Genomic DNA, 15,993 nt, shown 5'->3' on the forward strand with positions numbered 1-15,993 from the left:
CCGCAACTCAGCGGATACAAAAATTGGAGAGCGTGAGCCCCGTCCTCGCGAGAATCGCAGCATGTCGACCACCTCAATCAAGGACGACTTTGGGGTCAGGGCGTTATCGCCAGACTATGGGGGGGCTGGGGGCAATCAAGGCAGCAAGGACGCGGCTTATCGGGAGCCGAAACTGCTGCAGGCATTCATCGAATGGCGCAAGCCTGCACTGGAAGGTTTGGTGTTGTTCGCTATGATAACGGCCCTGCAACGTGGGGTCGTTGGTATCGACCGGGTCGCGGGTCTGCCGCATCCCTACTGGCTGCCGGTGCTTCTGGCATCTTGCCAGTATGGACTCGGTGGCGGTGTGATCGCAGCGCTGACAGCCTCCGTACTACACTGGCTTTGGCTTTCGCCGCCATCAGGTGCGCAGGATTTCTATGAGTATATCGGCATGGCAGCCGTTCAGCCCGCTGCTTGGCTGGCCACGGCCCTTGTCCTCGGCGGGCTGCGCAATCTGCATATTCACCAGAGCACTGATCTGACAAATCAGCTTGCGGTGTGCCGTCGCCGCGCGGATGATCTGGGCGCGGGCCTCGCGCGAGCCGCGGCAGAGATCAATGCCCTTGAAAGGCGTATTGCTGGCGACATGCAAAGCGTAGCGGCGCTGTCGCGAAGCCTTTCCTTGATCGATTTGCGCGATCGACAGACAGCGGTAGAGAGCTATGGCGAGCTGTTCCGCGTCGGAACAGGAACGGCGACCTTTACAATCTATCTGAAGGGTCGCGAAGGGTATGTGCCCGTCTGGGCGGTTGACAAAGATGTCGCTTGCGCCACCGGGGAGACGCTGTCCGTGATCGCCATGGACGCCATGATGGCCGAGACCACGAAGTGTGGGGCGGACAAGGACGTTAGAAGCAGCAAAGGCGGCTTGGAGCGCTACGTCGTTCGTGTGCCGCCAGCGGACCACGGCGCGGAGGAGTTGGCGGTGATCGTCTGCGATCTGCGATCGACACAGGGCATAGGGCATTTTCGTCGGCGTGCCGATGAGTTGAGCCGCGCCCTTGCGGCGATTTTGAACGCTTGTCCGGATCGGCCGCGGGGGAGCGAAGCATGAAGCCTGCTACGGCTTTTGATGCCGCCCAATCACTCGCCGGTCGCGACAATAGCGTCCCGTTCTTGCGGGTTGATGGTACGTCCGGGACAACTGGCTGGCTGCTGGCTGCCATTGCCGGATTGCTGGTCTGGCAAATGGCGTTGTCACTCGCGCTTCTCGGCGGGGCCATTGAACTCGGTGCCTATGCCGTCATCCATTTCGCCGCTTGTCTCGCATTGGGCACCTTCCTGATCCGGCGCCTAAGCACCGCCGTGAGCGATGATCGATACTCCACGGCTCTGCAGGTGGTGGTCTGGTCCGCCGTTGCAGGACCGTTCGGAACGTTCGTCGCGGCGGCTCTGCTAGTCCCCACCAAGGAGCAAGTCGGCCTTGGGATCGCCGGTGGCGATGTTGATAGCCTGACGAGCGACGACCACGCGATCGGGAATGCCGAACGTCTGCACATTTCCCTGCTCGATCATCGCATCCGTCTTGAGGGTGCTTCTCATGTCCACCCACTGATGGATGTGCTCGTCGACGGCTCGCCATCCGAAAAGCTCGAGGCGCTGGGCGTGATCTATCAGAGATACGAAACCCAGTTCAGTCCGGTCCTCAAGCGTGCGCTTCGGGACCCCGACGCTTCGGTTCGGGTTTTGGCAGCGACCGTAATGGCCAGACTTCATGCGGCTTACAGCAGCAGGATTGGCGATTGCCAGTCAGCTGCCGCGACCGGACCTGCACTGGGTGCAAACTGGCGAAACCTCGCCGAGGTGCGGCTTGCTTATGCCGAGAGTGGGTTGCTCGAAAGCTCGCGTGCACGCGTACAAGTCGAACTCGCTGTTGGCGACCTCGTACAGGCAGTTGAGCTTGATCCGGCTGATCTCGCCTCAGCCAGTCGTCTCGGCGAGGTTCGGCAGCAATGGCAGCGCGGGCATCGTGATTGTTCATCAGGTGTTTTTGGTCAAGGCAAGTTGAAGCAGTGGGTTGACAATGACCGCCAATGTTGACGTTTGCCTGGTCGTCGAAGGTGGCTATCCCTACGCGGTCGGCGGGGTAGGCTCCTGGATCGATGCGCTGATGCGAGCGTCTCCAAGGCTCAGATTTCATGTCATTGCGATAGGCGTTTCCAGCCAATCGCGGCGCAGAAGCTATGTCCTTCCTTCCAATGCTGTCGATGTCACCGACGTTCTTCTGGATCGGTGCCCTCGTGGAAGGATTCCGACGTCACGCGATGCCGACGGCATCAAACGGCTTCTTCGACTTCTGGAAGACACGCTGACCAGCGGCGATGCGTCGACGTTCGACGAGTTGATCAACCAGTTGCGTCTCACCGGTTTCGGCCAGGCGGCGTTGCTTGATTCCAGGGATGGCTGGCGAGCGATGGAGCAGGCCTACGAGCGGCTCCTGCCCAACGGGCCTCTACTCGATTTTTTCTGGTCCTGGCGTTTCCTGGTGCGCAGCCTCCTGGCGGTATCGAGCACGCGCTTGCCGCGGGCTCGAGTGTTTCATTCAGTTGCGACCGGATTTGCCGGCCTGGTGGGAAGCTACGCAAAAATCACTGCAAAAGCACCGTTGCTGGTCACTGAACACGGGATTTATACCAATGAGCGTCGTATCGAACTTGCCGTTGCGGACTGGCTGTTCGACTCCGGGACCGGCGGATTTGGCGTCGATGGCGCGCAGGCCGAGCTACGCTCGATCTGGCTTAAAGCATTTCGGTCGTTTTCTCGCATAGGCTATTCGTTTGCCGATGCAATCACTACCCAATACCGCGCCAATCAGTCCTTTCAGCGCGCGGACGGCGCCCCTGACGGCAAGCTTTGTATCGTCCCCAATGGCATTGACGCCGCTCACTTCGCTTCGAACCCGCGAGACTCGGCACCGCGCCGACCAACAGTGCTGATGATCGGGCGGATCGTACCGATAAAGGACATTCGTACCTTCATCGTAGCCGTCACTCTACTGCGGGACCTCGTACCGAATGTGAGCGCAATCCTCATTGGCCCGGAGGATGAGGATCCCGAATACGCCGCAAGTTGCCGCCAACTGGTCAGCCAACTCGGCGCCGAGGCGTCGATCGAATTCCTCGGGCGCGTACCCGACGTAATGAAATACCTGCTCTCGTCGGACGTGCTGGCACTTTCCAGCATCAGCGAAGCTCAACCCATGGTCATGCTGGAAGCCGCAGCGGCCGGACTGCCGGTGGTGTCGACCGACGTCGGGTCCTGCCGCGAGATTATCGAGGGCTTCGACGGGGACCCCGTCGAAGGCAGCGGAGGAATCGTGGTCGAGCCTTGCAATCCGAAGGCGATGGCGGAAGCCTTGGCTACGATCCTGCTCGACGACATCGTGCGAGCGCAAATGGCTGAAGTGATGCGGCGACGCGTCTCGACGTACTACCACAAGGACCGCATTACCGGTCTTTACGAAGGGCTCTATGCCAATCTCATCGCGCGGCCCGCAACTTGCGGCGAAATGGACAACCATGACCAGCGTCAATATCACAATTGAAAGGATGACTCGGCGCGGCACGCTCTCGAGCGTATTCGGTGCCTATTCCTATGCTGCGCTTCTCGTCGCCGGACCATGGATTTTTACCGTGATCGGGATTTTTTGCCTGGGCACCGCGACGTGCGACGCCAACTGTGCCGATCTGACGGTATTTCGCTCGATCGTGATCTATAACTCGATGTATGCGCTGATCGTCACCAGCCCGCTGGCATTTCTAGCTGGCCGGTACGTATCCGAGCAGTTGGATGCCGGGTGTGCTGAATACGTCTTCTGCGGGCTTGTCCTTTCGCTCGCCATCTTTGGCCTCCTGAGCATCGCGGTGGTAATGCCTTTCTACGTCTACGCAACCACGCTCGACCCCGTCGAAAAGATCGCGAGCATTCAGAATTCAGTCATGATCGGATGCTCGTGGTTGCTCATTCCGTTTCTCGGGGCATTTCGGGCCCATAACTCCGTTCTGATCGCTTTTGGTGCGGGCGCCGTTTCGATGCTTGTTCTCGGCAGCACGTTGCGAGACCCGCAGGTCACGTCACTTCTGCTGACTTTCAACGCCAGTTTCGCCATTACGAATGCGATCCTGCTTGCCGCTGTGGTGCGTCGCATTGGCACGAGGATCGTAGTCGACCCTGAACTGAAGCTGAAGCTCGGAAGAAATTGGGAGCTGATGGCCGCCGGAGCCGCTTACGCCCTTGGGTTGTGGATCGACAAGATCATCATGTGGCGTTCCGCGCCGTCTGGCGGTCTTCTTGTCGCGGGCGGGCTGCAGACGATGCCGAGCTACGACACTGCAATGTTCTGGGCGCAGCTGTCGTCGATACCTGTCATCGCCGTTTTCTTTGTCCATGTCGAGACACGGTTTTCCGTGCTGCTCCGTGCGTACCACAGGCGAATGCAACAGCAGGCGAGCCTGCGGGAGTTGAATGAGATCGTCAAGGATATAGGATCTTATGTGACTTCAAGCATGTTCGGCCTGTTCGCCACACTCGTTGTCGTTGCCGTTATGATGGTCATGTTCTCGCTTGCGTTCATGGACGCGCTTGGCCTTCGGCCGACGTATATGAGCATACTGCGCGTATCGCTGTGCTCCATGGCATTCTATGCGAGCGCAATGTTCTGTTTCACGTTCTTGCTGCACCTTGATCTGCGCCGGCCGGCGTTACAGATCGTGTCGATCTTTCTCGTGCTCAATGCCACGCTCACCGCGGTGCTTCTGCCGTTCGGTCCGGAGTTCTACGGATATGGAAACATGATCGCTGCCGCCGTAGCTTTACTGGCCGGGTTCGCGTTCATTCTGAGGGAGCTGTCCTGGCTTCACTACCATGCCTTTATCACCAACAATCCGTCACTCTAGGAGAAATCCGGCAATGCACGGGAGGCGACATGGAAGCAGCGTTCCGCAGATTGCTGGCGATTATCTGCGAGACCTGCGCGCCAGCACGAGTGGCGGGGCAGCTCAAACGGGAGAACCCTAGTCATGTGGAACGGCAAGAAAGTGCTTGTTACCGGCGCCGGCGGGTTCATCGGAAGCCACCTCACGGAGGGGCTCGTTATGGCCGGCGCGACGACGACGGCGATGCTTAGATACAACTCCGGATCGCTGATCGGAAACCTCGAATTCATCGAAGGCGATGCGCGCAAGGAAGTGCGGATCGTCAGCGGGACCATAGAAGACAGCGATTTCGTATATAAGGTCGTCGAAGGCCAGGATATCGTCTTTCACCTGGCGGCGTTGATCGCCATTCCCTATTCGTACGAGGCACCCCGCAGCTACGTCCGCACCAACATCGAAGGCACGTTGAATGTACTCGAGGCGGCCCGGCGGTACGGCGTCTCGCGAGTAGTCCACACGAGCACATCCGAAGTCTATGGTACCGCACTCAAGACGCCGATTGACGAGAGTCATCCCCTACAGGGGCAGTCGCCGTACTCCGCGTCGAAGATCGCCGCCGACAAACTGGCCGAGAGCTATTACCGTTCATTTTCGACGCCGGTGACGACACTGCGGCCGTTCAACACATTTGGGCCGCGTCAGAGTGCGCGTGCGTTCATCCCGACCATCATTTCACAGGCGATCAAGCGCAATGAGGTTCGGCTCGGCTCTCTCATCCCCGAACGGGACATGACTTTTGTCGGCGATACAGTCGCCGGCTTCATGGCGGCGGCAACGGTCCCCGGTATCGAGGGCAGGACGATCAATCTCGGCACCGGCGAAACGCACTCGGTCGGCTGGTTCGCGGAACGAATTCTTGGGCTGATGGACGTTGACAAGCCGATTGTCGAGGACGATGAGCGACGGCGCCCTCCATTGAGCGAGGTAATGAAGCTCGTATCGGACAATGCGCAAGCGCGGGAGGTGATGGGCTGGTCGCCAAAAGTGTCACTCGACGATGGCCTGCGGCAGACCATCGAGTTCGTCAGGAAGCATCCCGCGTTCTATCAGACTGACAGATACGTCAGATGAGTTGCGTCTCGAATTGATGGTCGTCCATATGGGAAGAGCACGTCAGTTCATTGTCGTGGTGATTGTCTCACTGCTTGTCGCGGCGGCGCTGTTGTCGCCTGGTCGTGAGGAACAAGTCGCCATGCTCGCAAGCGAAGGGCGGCACAACGCTGCGATTGCGCTTCTCGAGCGGCAACTGGCTGGCTCTCCTCGCGATCCTGACTTTCTGGCGGCGCTCGGCCGCTCCCACGCCGCGCTTGGCGAGGTGGATAAAGCAATAGACGCCTTCGATGCCTACTTGACTGTGCGGCCGGACGATCTGGCTACGCGCGAGAGGCAAGCTGTCCTTCTGCTCCAGAGCGGATCGATCGATCGCTATCTCGACGCGGCAGCGCAGGTAGTCGCGGCGAAACCGTCTCCGAGTCGGGTAACCCGGCTTATTGAGCTGTTTCGTTTGTACGGCCGCGTCGAGGACGAATTGGCTGCGCTGCGGACCTATGCCGGCATGGCAATGCTGGAGCCGTCCCAACTCGAGCGGTTGGGAGCGATGCTCGCCGAACGAGGGGATTGGGGCGAGGCGCAGCGTTGGCTGGAGTTGGCAGACCGGAACGCGCAGCCTGGGGACTGGCAAGGACGTCTGCTGCTGCTGGAGATTGCTATCCAGAGTAACCAGCTGGATTCGATATACGAGAGGGCGCAGGCCTGGATGAAGGCGTGGCGAAGTGCCTTCCTGTCGGGAAGGCTGATCCTCAGGATAGCACGATCGGGGCACACCACTCCCGCGACAGGATTGGCGCTCAAATACACGGATCTGATGCCAGACGACACCTTCGAGGTCGCCGGTTTGCTTGCCCGTAGAGGATACCAGGGCCTCGCGCATCAAATGCTGGTCAGGTGGGCAGAACGTGTCCCCAAACCAACCGGAAGGGAATTGCGTGCGTTCGCCCAGGCGTCGGCATTGCTTGGCGACATGAGCGTGCCACTTGGCAAGCTGGCTCGGTTGGCGCGCGATGGATCGAACGTTGCAGCGCTTGGAGAGCTGGCCGAGGAATTGTCAGATGCATTCGGTCAGCCGGCTCTGATAGCGATGCGGCCGCTGCTGTCGAAAGAGGCTCTGTTGGCGCGGCCGCTGTTTGCGGCGGAACTCTCCTTGTTCGAGGGCAATCGGGAGATGGCGCGCTGGTTCTTGAGCCGGATCGAACCCGCAGAGCTTCCAGCGGACCGGCTCGCAGCCTGGCTCGGGCTGCTGAATCGGGTCGAAGCGGATGCCGACGTGTTCAGACGGCTCGCGGTGCTATGGTCCGCCGGACGTCTGCCGGCAGAATTGATACCTCACCTTGCCAAACAAGCCGTGAAGATGGGCGACTTCAGAACGCATGATTTGATATGGGCGTCTGCGAGGCAATAGCCGGACGCAAGCCGTCGAAATGCCGTGCCTAGCTGCCCGGCTCCTTAAGTAGCATCTATTGCTGACACAAGTCAGATTTTTGCGCTGGCGTTGCAGACGAAAAGAAGTATGCCAGTTCTGGGCCATACTCGGTTTCCAATTCGTCCCGTATGCCAAGAATGCATTGAAGCGATAGGTTACATTAGAGAGAAAATCGGATTCGCCGACGCTGGCTTTCAAAGCCAATCAGGAAGTGGAGCGACCCCATGCGCGCCATAATCAGAAATTCCGTTCTGGCCATCATGGCGGCTGCCGTGTTTGGTGGTGACATGGCCTACGGTCAAGGCAGCTTGTCGGAGCGCGGTACAGTGGACGGCTCCGCGCCTGCGCGGACTCCAGTGGGTAACCCGCCGCTCGGCATCGGCGACAAGCTCAAGATCGCTTTCTACGAGACGATCGATTTGGGAGCCGGCAAGCAGAATGAGCCTCAGGGCGCGCTGCGGACCTACTACCAGCGCATGGATCTGGGCGGCGACTACACCGTCGAGCAGGACGGCACCATTTCAATTCCGCTACTTGGGCGCTTTCCGGTCGACGGAAGGAATCTCGACGACCTTCGCGCCGACCTGGCCATCTCGTTCACGACCATCATCGGGCGGAGTGCGAACCTCGACGTAAGGATCCTCGACCGCTCTCCGATCTATGTGGTCGGACGGGTGAAGAATCCTGGGGCGTACAAGTACGTACCCGGAATGATCGTGCTGCAGGCTATCGCGCTCGCCGGGGGGCTCGATCGAGGTGAGGGAAGTGTCTCCGGCATGATCGAGGGTACCCGGGCGATGGAGAGGTTGCGAAGCGCAAGCGTTCAGATCAAGCAGTTGCTTGCACGCCGTGCGCGGCTGGAGGCGGAACGGGATGGCATTTCCACTCTGCCGATACCCGTCCAATTGACGAATTCGGCCGGCGAGCGAACCACGCGCACGTTCCTTGCTACAGAAAATGCGATCCTTCGTGCTGAGCAAGCCAGGCGTCGACAACAAGACAAGGAGATTGCGTCGCGCGTCGCGGCGACGCGGAAGGAGGTGGAAGCGCTGAAGCGCAAGCTTGACCAGGTCGATGCCCAGAGAAATCTGAGAACCGAACGTCTGGACGATCTGCAAAAACTCAAGGACCGCGGTTTGGTGTCCAGCAACACTGTCCTTACGCTGCGCTCGGAGTTGGCCGATATCGAAGCGAACCGCCAGGGTAATCTCGTCGCGGTCCTGCAGGCAGAGACGCGTCTTGCCGAGGCGGAGGGTACTAGCGTACGGCTCGCCTTCGAAAACACGGCCAATCTTGCGAACGCTATCGCCGCGGTCGACCGAGAGATCACAGCGACGCAGGAAACAATGATTTCCTCCAGCGTTCTGGCGACAGTTCTCAACAGATCCAACGGCGGTGGAATCCGAGCAGAGTCGTTCGAAATTGTGCGCCAGTCGAAGGAGGGCGCAATAACTCTTCAGGCGACGGAGACGTCGCTATTAATGCCAGGGGATGTCCTGAAGATCAATTCCGATATGGCTCCCACTGTAGATCCAGGCTCGTTCTGGTTGCCGCAACCGGAATTGGCGACGCCACATGTTCACCGCACCGTCGAAAGATGAGTCCCCCGATGACTTCGCTTGCTGTCACGGGTGAAGATAAGGGTCGGTAACGTTCACCGTTGTCGCGCCGAAGTTGATGAGCATAGGGGGTGGCTGGGCAAGTTTACTCTCCGATCGGGGCTCTGTCGCGGCACCGCCGACTTTGCTTCTAGTCCCCTGCAACATTGGCGCGCTTTCCGGTGCCCGGCCGCGGTCCGCAGCCGTTGCAGCCGGGCTGTAACGTAAGTGGCAGCGTTCTTCCAAGGCGGTAGCGCCGTGCGGGGCTATCCGGATGACTAGCCTTTCGGAGTACTACTCCAAAAGATGATATCCGTTTGGCGATATCCTTTGGGAGTAGTCCTTATAACCAGCGATGATACCGGAAAACGAAATTCCTGCTTACGACGTATAGCCCCTTTGCCCTCAGGTAATCGGCGCGAGCAATGGTAACATAATTTTGCTGAAATTGGCGACATGGGCGCAATTCGGAGTCAACCATGGGGGCGAGGGCTTCCGATGAAAATGCGGCAGATAGCGCTTGTCGAAAATTCGCGGCCGACGTTGCTACCTCCACCTACGGTATCCTCGGCCAGATTTCTTGAAGTAGTATGCGAGCAAGGCGAGTGCTTGCAGTTACGGCCGCAGCAACGCGTTCCGCTTCCTCCAGAAGACAAGGTGATCGTTCTGAGGGAAGGCATGCTCGCAATAGACGCGATGCCTGAAAGAGGAAAGCTGCAAGTACTGGACTTCCTCGGGGCTGGAGACATTGTCTCGGCATCGGCTGTCCTGCCCACGCCGGGTGTGTCGTTACGGGCAATCACGAGCACGTCGCTCGTCTCTCTGGATCCTCCTGCCGCCGATCGGGCGCTGCCAGCGTACGATTATTGGAATTTTCTGATCGCGCGCTGCGTGAACCAATTGGCTCGTGTGAACATTCATCAGCTGATGATCGGTCGCCTCGAGACCGAGCCGCGTGTCGCCTCGTTCATTCTGGGTCTCGCGCTGAGGAGCATCCGTAACGATATGTCTGAAGTGACGGTCGAGCTTCCGATGTCGCGCACAGATATCGCCAATTATCTTGTCATCAACTGCGATACCTTGAGCAGGACGATGATGAGATTCTGCGATTGCGGATTGATCGAACGAAAGAGCCGTCATGCCATTCGAGTCGTGGATATTGATGCGTTGAGGAACAAATCGCCACTCGCCTCACTGCTGTCAGCGGTATTTGAAAACGGAAGCTCCCGTTCGACGGCCAGCTTCGCGCGTTACACGAAAAGAAGCGCGCCCTCGCCGTTTGTGCACGAGCATCGTTGTGTCATTCCGCCGGTCGCAGCGACCGGCCCATTCTTACCTTCTGGCACAATGCACCCTTATGCCTTACGTGACCGCTAGCGGGATCGGAGACGAAGATGTGTGGAATCGTCGGTGTCGTGGCTCAGGGACCCGCTGTTGCTCCAATTATCGATGCGTTGAGGCGGCTCGAATACCGAGGATACGATTCCGCCGGCATTGCGACGCTCGAAGATGGTCTTCTCACGCGACGGCGTGCAGTCGGAAAGCTCGATAAGCTCGAACGAAAGCTTGATGGTGAGCCGCTCGCCGGCCTAATAGGAATCGGGCACACGCGTTGGGCAACGCACGGCCGTCCGAACGAAACGAATGCTCATCCGCATGCGGTCGACGGCGTCGCGGTCGTCCACAATGGCATCATCGAAAATCATCGCGAATTGCGCAAAGAGCTCGAGCTGGCCGGAGCGCGTTTTACCACGGACACCGATACCGAGGTGATCGCTCATCTTGTAAGTCAACAACTCAAAGGCGGCTGCAAGCCGGTCGATTCGGTACGGAACGCGCTGCCTCGCCTGGAGGGAGCGTTTGCTCTCGCGTTTCTGTTCGAGGGCCACGAGAACCTTATCATAGGAGCCCGCAAGGGATCGCCGCTGGCCGTTGGCTACGGTAGAGGCGAAATGTTCCTGGGGTCCGACGCGATTGCTATTGCGCCGTTTACCGACATGATCAGTTACCTGGAAGACGGCGACATCGCAGTTATCACGCGACAGGGAATCGAATTCCTCAATATGGACGGCAGGTGCCTTAAACGTTCGGCAGCCAAGATCGCTGGCTCGGCCATCTTGATTCAGAAGGGTGAGCACCGGCACTTTATGGCCAAGGAAATCCACGAACAGCCGAGGGTGGTTGGCCACACCCTTGCACAATATATCGACGTTGCCAGCGGCAAGATCACGTTGCCGAAGGAAGTAGAGCTGGAGCTTCGCAACATTGATCGAGTGTCGATCACGGCTTGCGGAACCGCGTTCTACGCCGGGCTGATCGCCAGGTACTGGTTCGAACGGTATGCAAAGCTACCGGTGGAGATCGACATAGCGTCCGAATTTCGATATCGCGACCTGCAGCTGGATACTGGTAACCTGGCAATTTTCGTGTCGCAGTCCGGAGAAACCGCCGATACGCTCGCTTCGCTAGAGTTTGCCAAAGCTCATGGGCAACGCATTCTTTCAGTTGTCAACGTGCCGACGTCAACGATGGCGCGCGCGAGCGAGATCGTGCTCCCGACGCTCGCCGGCCCGGAAATCGGTGTTGCTTCCACCAAGGCGTTTACCAGCCAACTGGCGACGCTGGCGTGCATTGCTGTTGCGGCCGGGCGCGCTCGGGGCGTGCTTTCGGCCGACGAGGAGATGCTGCTGGTGCAGGCTCTCGCGGGCGTTCCAAGCTACATGGGATGTGCACTCGAACTAGAACCCAAGATCTGTCAGCTTGCCCGTAAGATAGCGCGGGCTCGCAATGTGTTGTTTATCGGCCGCGGAACGAACTATCCATTGGCGCTGGAAGGAGCACTCAAGCTGAAGGAGATAACGTACATCCACGCCGAGGGTTATGCTGCTGGAGAACTCAAGCATGGGCCGATCGCACTTATCGACAAGAATCTCCCGGTCGTCGTGATCGCGCCCAGCGACATGAGTTTCGAAAAGACCATGTCGAACATGCAGGAGGTGATCGCTCGCGACGGCCGCACGATCCTCATTACGGATCAAAAAGGGGCATCGCTTGCGGCGGCAGCCTGGTCGACATTGATCGTTCCAGACGTGCCGCACCTGGTGGCGCCGCTCGTGTTGGCTTTGCCGTTACAGCTTCTTGCGTACCACACGGCGCTTGTTCTGGGGACCGATGTCGACCAGCCGCGCAATCTCGCCAAGTCGGTGACTGTGGAATAATTCCGCGACGCTCGTTGCAGGCGACAAACTATGCGTTCGAAGGACTGCCGCATCTCTCGTTTGGATGGAGTTCGCTTTCAAATCTCGTCGTCGGAGCCGAAGGAGTCGGTCTCGCTATTCGGGATATCTTCGGCGGGGCCTGCGTACAGGCCGCGCTGGATTGCCAAGATCGCAGCCTGTGTGCGATTTTTCGCCCCAATCTTGCGAAGGATTGATTTCACATGAATTTTTACAGTCGATTCCGCGATATGGCAATTGCGGGCGATGACCTTGTTGGAGTCGCCCCGGCAGAGACAGCGCAGAATGGCCTGTTGGCGGCTTGTCAGCATTGGCTCGGAAATATTGAGAGTCGAGCAAACAATCGGGAGGTCGCCAATGTCTCCATTGAACTCGAGGTAAGGCACCTGATCATACAAGAGTGAGCCTTGCGGTTGATGAGCAATGCTCGAATGTCCGTTTCTCTCGCGTCTCGGGATCGATATGCCGCCCTGATGCGGGGCAACCGCAGGCGGTCGCTCTGTCGGCATGTCGTGGGAAAAGTCTGGCCCAGGAGAGGCGGCCATGTTTGCCGATCTTTCGGCCTGGATGGCCACAGCCGGGAAATAGGTGCCACCATGCAGAACGAAAGATAGTGCCTGCAGGGCAAGGCCCGGATCCATGGAATTGGCGAGGTAGCCGCGGGCTCCCGAGTTCATCGCGGCGAGTATGCTTGCTGTGCTTGTATCATCCGCGAAAATCGCCAGCGCGGCTTCCGGACGCAGCGCATGCAACACCTGCATCTCGGCCAGTATAGCGCTCGTTGAGGGACTGGAACAGCCGACACTGAAAAGCAGCAGGTCGCAATCGTGCGCTACGATCCTGGCGTGCGCGTCTTCGGGCAGAAGGGAAACAAGTACAACATTTTCGCTTCTGGCCCAGAGTTTCAGGAAACTCTCGACCGTCGCCCGTCGAAACGCCATTGCATCCACAATGACAACTGTTCTTTGAGACGGAGCTAACATAACGCATCACTGACTTACTATTTGAGAAATATTCCTAGGCCCCAAAAATAGTACGACGATGAGAAAAGATTAGCTTATAGGCGCAGGATAGTTCCCCGGCCCTTTTCGCCTCATTCTAGAACGATAACTGCTTCGTTATCAACACATTCTACCATAGAGCGGCGCGATGAAATGTCAGCAATCCGATTGACATTTCTGATACCGGGGACGACCCGCGTCTCTTCGTTTGCGGGTTCTATGATCGCTAAGGATGTTGTCATCTGGAGAAAAATCAGTGGTTGAATTGGGTCTCCGCTCATTCCGCTCAGGGCGGTTGTTGCGGCATTTGAAAGCTCTGAGGCGCACAAATATCAGATGTCAGCGTTGTTGCCGCGCTATGACTTCGTTGTCATCAATCCATTGACCACCGAGTCGATGTAAATGATGAAAGGATAGCTTCAGCCGCAAAGCTCCAGTTTTCAGAGGCAAGTAAGTAAACGTCACCGCGCGTGTGCATTCGGAGTTTCGTGTGCGCCATGTGTGCACTGAGAATGCAGATCTTGGCGTTTTGGGCTTCCAACCGGTTGATATGCTTTCTGGAAAAACAAAATATATCAAAGCTCGTTCGCGCCAGCATGTTGGCCTGGCGAAAGGAAAGCTCGTGGTCGTGAAGCCGTCGTATCAATATCCGACGACCTTGTCGCCACTCGCGGCATCTTCGGGTATTCAGTGCGGGCCAGTCGGTGATTACAAATTATGCAGATCGAACTAAAAGACAGCAGATAGCACCGTGGTGCTCAATTGAATCGGGCAGTAGCGCTGTCGCGATTGGAGTGGGCCGCGACGATGCGCTGCATCATGTCGACGAATGCGGCTTGCTCCCTTTCGCTCAAACTATCGATCGTAGCGTGGTGCGCGGCTCGCGCCGAGGCCTCGATTTTTGCCAGAAGCGCTGCTCCGGCCGCGGTCAATTTACAGAGCCGCGCGCGGCGGTCCTCATCATCTACTGCTCTCTCGACGAAATTGCGGACGGCCAGCCGCTTGAGCGCTCCGGTCGTCGTCGTCCTGTCCAGCGCAATATCAGCCGCTAACGTGGTCTGATCGGCGGTTTTTCGCACCGCTAGCGCCGAAAGCAGGCTGTACTGCAGCGGCGTCACCTCGAATTCTCCGCACGCTTCCTGAAACAGCGCGACGTGAATCTGATGCAGCCGCCGGATCAGAAAGCCCGGTCGTTCTGACAGTGGCCATGGGCGGTGCTTGATCTCACCGCGACGATTTTTTGCCTTCCGCAACGCACTCTCCCAGCCTCGGAACATCAGCGCGAATAGCTCGATTCGATCGGCTTCGCCACGCATGGATCATGGCATGAAGTTTGCTTTTGTAAAATACGAAGTATGCTTCGTATTCTGGCGACAGCGGCGACCAACTTCGCCGGCGAGGACAGAGGAGATCTTTCCATGGCTATCAGCGCCACCTTCGACCGGCTTCTGCGCGGCGGCCGCGTGATCTGCCCGGCCTCTAGCATCGATGGCATCAGGGACGTCGCCATTCGCCACGGCAAGATCGCGGCCGTGCAGAGCGACATCTTGCCGACCAGCGCCAGAGAGGTGATCGACGTAACCGGCAAACTGGTATTGCCGGGCCTCATAGATACCCATGCGCATGTCTATCAATATGTCACCGGTCGGTTCGGCATGAATGCCGACATGGTGGGCGTGCAGTCCGGCGTGACGACGTTGGTCGATCAGGGCGGTCCGTCCTGCATGACGCTGGCCGGTTTCCGGCACTTCGTCGCCGAGCCTGCGAAGTCGCGCGTTTATGCCTTCCTGTCGGCTTACCTGGTCGGTGGATTGGAGGGCCATTACTATCCGCAACTCTATAGCCCTGAAGGTGTCGATATCGACGCCACGGTGAAGGCGGCGACAGCCAATCTCGACATTGTTCGCGGCATCAAGGCCCATGCGGAAATCGGCGGTTTCGCGCGTTGGGGCATTCGCGTCATCGAAATGGCAGCCGAGATCGGACGCCGCGCAGATCTGCCGGTCTATGTGCACTTCGGCCAGCTCTGGGGCCTGCCCGAAAGCGGCACCAACGGCGAAGACGTCGATACGATTCTGGCGCGCGTGATCCCTTTGCTGCGAGAGGGCGACGTGCTGGCGCATCCGTTCACACGCCACCCCGGCGGTTTCGTCAACCGCGAGGGTGAAGTGCATCCCGTGATTCAGGCGGCGCTCGATCACGGCTTGGGGGTCGATGTCGGTCACGGCAGCCATTTCTCCTATCGCCTCGCCAGGAAGGCGCTCGCCGCCGGCATCATTCCCACCACGCTCGGCGCGGACATTCACGGCTACAACACCCACGTGCCAGCGCCTGCCGGCACGCCCGACCAGCATGAGGACGACGAAAATCATCCCTTCGCCGGTCAGGCCAAGTTCAGCCTGGTCCAGGCGATGAGCTCGATGTTGGCGCTCGGCCTCACGCTCGAACAGGTCGTACCGATGGTCACCTCCAATCCAGCCAGAATGCTCGGCCGTGCCGACGAAATCGGCGCCCTTGGGATTGGCAGGGAGGCCGACGTCTCGGTGCTTACGCAGCAGAGCGGACGATTTGTCCTTCGGGACAATGAGAACAATGAGGTCGTCGCCGAGCGTCTGCTGCAGCCTGAGTTCTGCCTGCGTGCCGGCACGCGATACGACGCAGTGGCGCCAATTCTGCCGCAGGCAGTTGCGGCCTGAGGAGGTC

General features: G+C 58.7%; 12 protein-coding genes. 10 read left to right on the top strand and 2 right to left on the bottom strand.

Features of this window, described 5'->3' with window-relative positions:
- Positions 1–61 precede the first annotated feature (61 nt).
- From V1288_RS24220 to glmS, 9 genes are all read left to right on the top strand, one after another.
- On the top strand, positions 62–1,096 hold the full coding sequence (locus V1288_RS24220; protein ID WP_334359431.1) for a hypothetical protein: 1,035 nt from the start codon (positions 62–64) through the stop codon (positions 1,094–1,096).
- Complete coding sequence (locus V1288_RS24225) at positions 1,093–2,082, top strand: hypothetical protein (protein ID WP_334359432.1); 990 nt, start codon at positions 1,093–1,095, stop codon at positions 2,080–2,082. Before V1288_RS24220 ends, V1288_RS24225 begins: the two co-directional genes overlap by 4 nt.
- Complete coding sequence (pelF, locus tag V1288_RS24230; RefSeq protein WP_334359433.1) at positions 2,066–3,586, top strand: GT4 family glycosyltransferase PelF; 1,521 nt, start codon at positions 2,066–2,068, stop codon at positions 3,584–3,586. The genes V1288_RS24225 and pelF overlap by 17 nt, the downstream gene beginning before the upstream one ends.
- Positions 3,561–4,937 carry an exopolysaccharide Pel transporter PelG gene (gene pelG / locus V1288_RS24235; protein WP_334359434.1) on the top strand — a complete coding sequence of 459 codons (1,377 nt, stop codon included), beginning with the start codon at positions 3,561–3,563 and terminating at the stop codon, positions 4,935–4,937. Before pelF ends, pelG begins: the two co-directional genes overlap by 26 nt.
- 123 nt (positions 4,938–5,060) lie before the next feature.
- On the top strand, positions 5,061–6,047 hold the full coding sequence (locus tag V1288_RS24240) for a GDP-mannose 4,6-dehydratase (RefSeq protein ID WP_334359435.1): 987 nt from the start codon (positions 5,061–5,063) through the stop codon (positions 6,045–6,047).
- A 16-nt stretch (positions 6,048–6,063) separates the two neighbouring features.
- A complete protein-coding gene (locus V1288_RS24245; RefSeq protein ID WP_334359436.1) occupies positions 6,064–7,434 on the top strand; it encodes a tetratricopeptide repeat protein in 1,371 nt (456 codons plus the stop codon).
- 245 nt (positions 7,435–7,679) lie between these two features.
- A complete protein-coding gene (locus V1288_RS24250) occupies positions 7,680–9,056 on the top strand; it encodes a polysaccharide biosynthesis/export family protein (RefSeq protein WP_334359437.1) in 1,377 nt (458 codons plus the stop codon).
- A gap of 495 nt (positions 9,057–9,551) precedes the next feature.
- Complete coding sequence (locus tag V1288_RS24255) at positions 9,552–10,430, top strand: Crp/Fnr family transcriptional regulator (protein WP_334359438.1); 879 nt, start codon at positions 9,552–9,554, stop codon at positions 10,428–10,430.
- A gap of 17 nt (positions 10,431–10,447) precedes the next feature.
- Positions 10,448–12,271 carry a glutamine--fructose-6-phosphate transaminase (isomerizing) gene (gene glmS, locus V1288_RS24260; RefSeq protein WP_334359439.1) on the top strand — a complete coding sequence of 608 codons (1,824 nt, stop codon included), beginning with the start codon at positions 10,448–10,450 and terminating at the stop codon, positions 12,269–12,271.
- 77 nt (positions 12,272–12,348) lie between these two features.
- On the opposite strand, the gene V1288_RS24265 is transcribed toward glmS, so the two are convergent.
- Together V1288_RS24265 and V1288_RS24270 are read right to left on the bottom strand one after the other, a co-directional pair.
- Positions 12,349–13,230 (bottom strand): response regulator transcription factor, encoded by an 882-nt coding sequence (locus V1288_RS24265; RefSeq protein ID WP_334359440.1) that lies wholly within the window; start codon positions 13,228–13,230, stop codon positions 12,349–12,351.
- 818 nt (positions 13,231–14,048) lie between these two features.
- Positions 14,049–14,606 carry a MarR family winged helix-turn-helix transcriptional regulator gene (locus tag V1288_RS24270; RefSeq protein ID WP_334359441.1) on the bottom strand — a complete coding sequence of 186 codons (558 nt, stop codon included), beginning with the start codon at positions 14,604–14,606 and terminating at the stop codon, positions 14,049–14,051.
- A 102-nt stretch (positions 14,607–14,708) separates the two neighbouring features.
- On the opposite strand from V1288_RS24270, the gene V1288_RS24275 reads away from it, so the two are divergent.
- Positions 14,709–15,986 carry an amidohydrolase/deacetylase family metallohydrolase gene (locus V1288_RS24275; RefSeq protein WP_334359442.1) on the top strand — a complete coding sequence of 426 codons (1,278 nt, stop codon included), beginning with the start codon at positions 14,709–14,711 and terminating at the stop codon, positions 15,984–15,986.
- Positions 15,987–15,993: the final 7 nt, after the last annotated feature.

The organism is Bradyrhizobium sp. AZCC 2176 (assembly GCF_036924645.1).
Classification (GTDB): domain Bacteria; phylum Pseudomonadota; class Alphaproteobacteria; order Rhizobiales; family Xanthobacteraceae; genus Bradyrhizobium.

Coding starts and splice junctions, on each gene's coding strand:
- V1288_RS24220 (WP_334359431.1), top strand. CDS start 62: ATGTCGACCACCTCAATCAAGGACGACTTTGGGGTCAGGGCGTTATCG.
- V1288_RS24225 (WP_334359432.1), top strand. CDS start 1,093: ATGAAGCCTGCTACGGCTTTTGATGCCGCCCAATCACTCGCCGGTCGC.
- pelF (WP_334359433.1), top strand. CDS start 2,066: ATGACCGCCAATGTTGACGTTTGCCTGGTCGTCGAAGGTGGCTATCCC.
- pelG (WP_334359434.1), top strand. CDS start 3,561: ATGACCAGCGTCAATATCACAATTGAAAGGATGACTCGGCGCGGCACG.
- V1288_RS24240 (WP_334359435.1), top strand. CDS start 5,061: ATGTGGAACGGCAAGAAAGTGCTTGTTACCGGCGCCGGCGGGTTCATC.
- V1288_RS24245 (WP_334359436.1), top strand. CDS start 6,064: ATGGTCGTCCATATGGGAAGAGCACGTCAGTTCATTGTCGTGGTGATT.
- V1288_RS24250 (WP_334359437.1), top strand. CDS start 7,680: ATGCGCGCCATAATCAGAAATTCCGTTCTGGCCATCATGGCGGCTGCC.
- V1288_RS24255 (WP_334359438.1), top strand. CDS start 9,552: ATGAAAATGCGGCAGATAGCGCTTGTCGAAAATTCGCGGCCGACGTTG.
- glmS (WP_334359439.1), top strand. CDS start 10,448: ATGTGTGGAATCGTCGGTGTCGTGGCTCAGGGACCCGCTGTTGCTCCA.
- V1288_RS24265 (WP_334359440.1), bottom strand. CDS start 13,230: ATGGCGTTTCGACGGGCGACGGTCGAGAGTTTCCTGAAACTCTGGGCC.
- V1288_RS24270 (WP_334359441.1), bottom strand. CDS start 14,606: ATGCGTGGCGAAGCCGATCGAATCGAGCTATTCGCGCTGATGTTCCGA.
- V1288_RS24275 (WP_334359442.1), top strand. CDS start 14,709: ATGGCTATCAGCGCCACCTTCGACCGGCTTCTGCGCGGCGGCCGCGTG.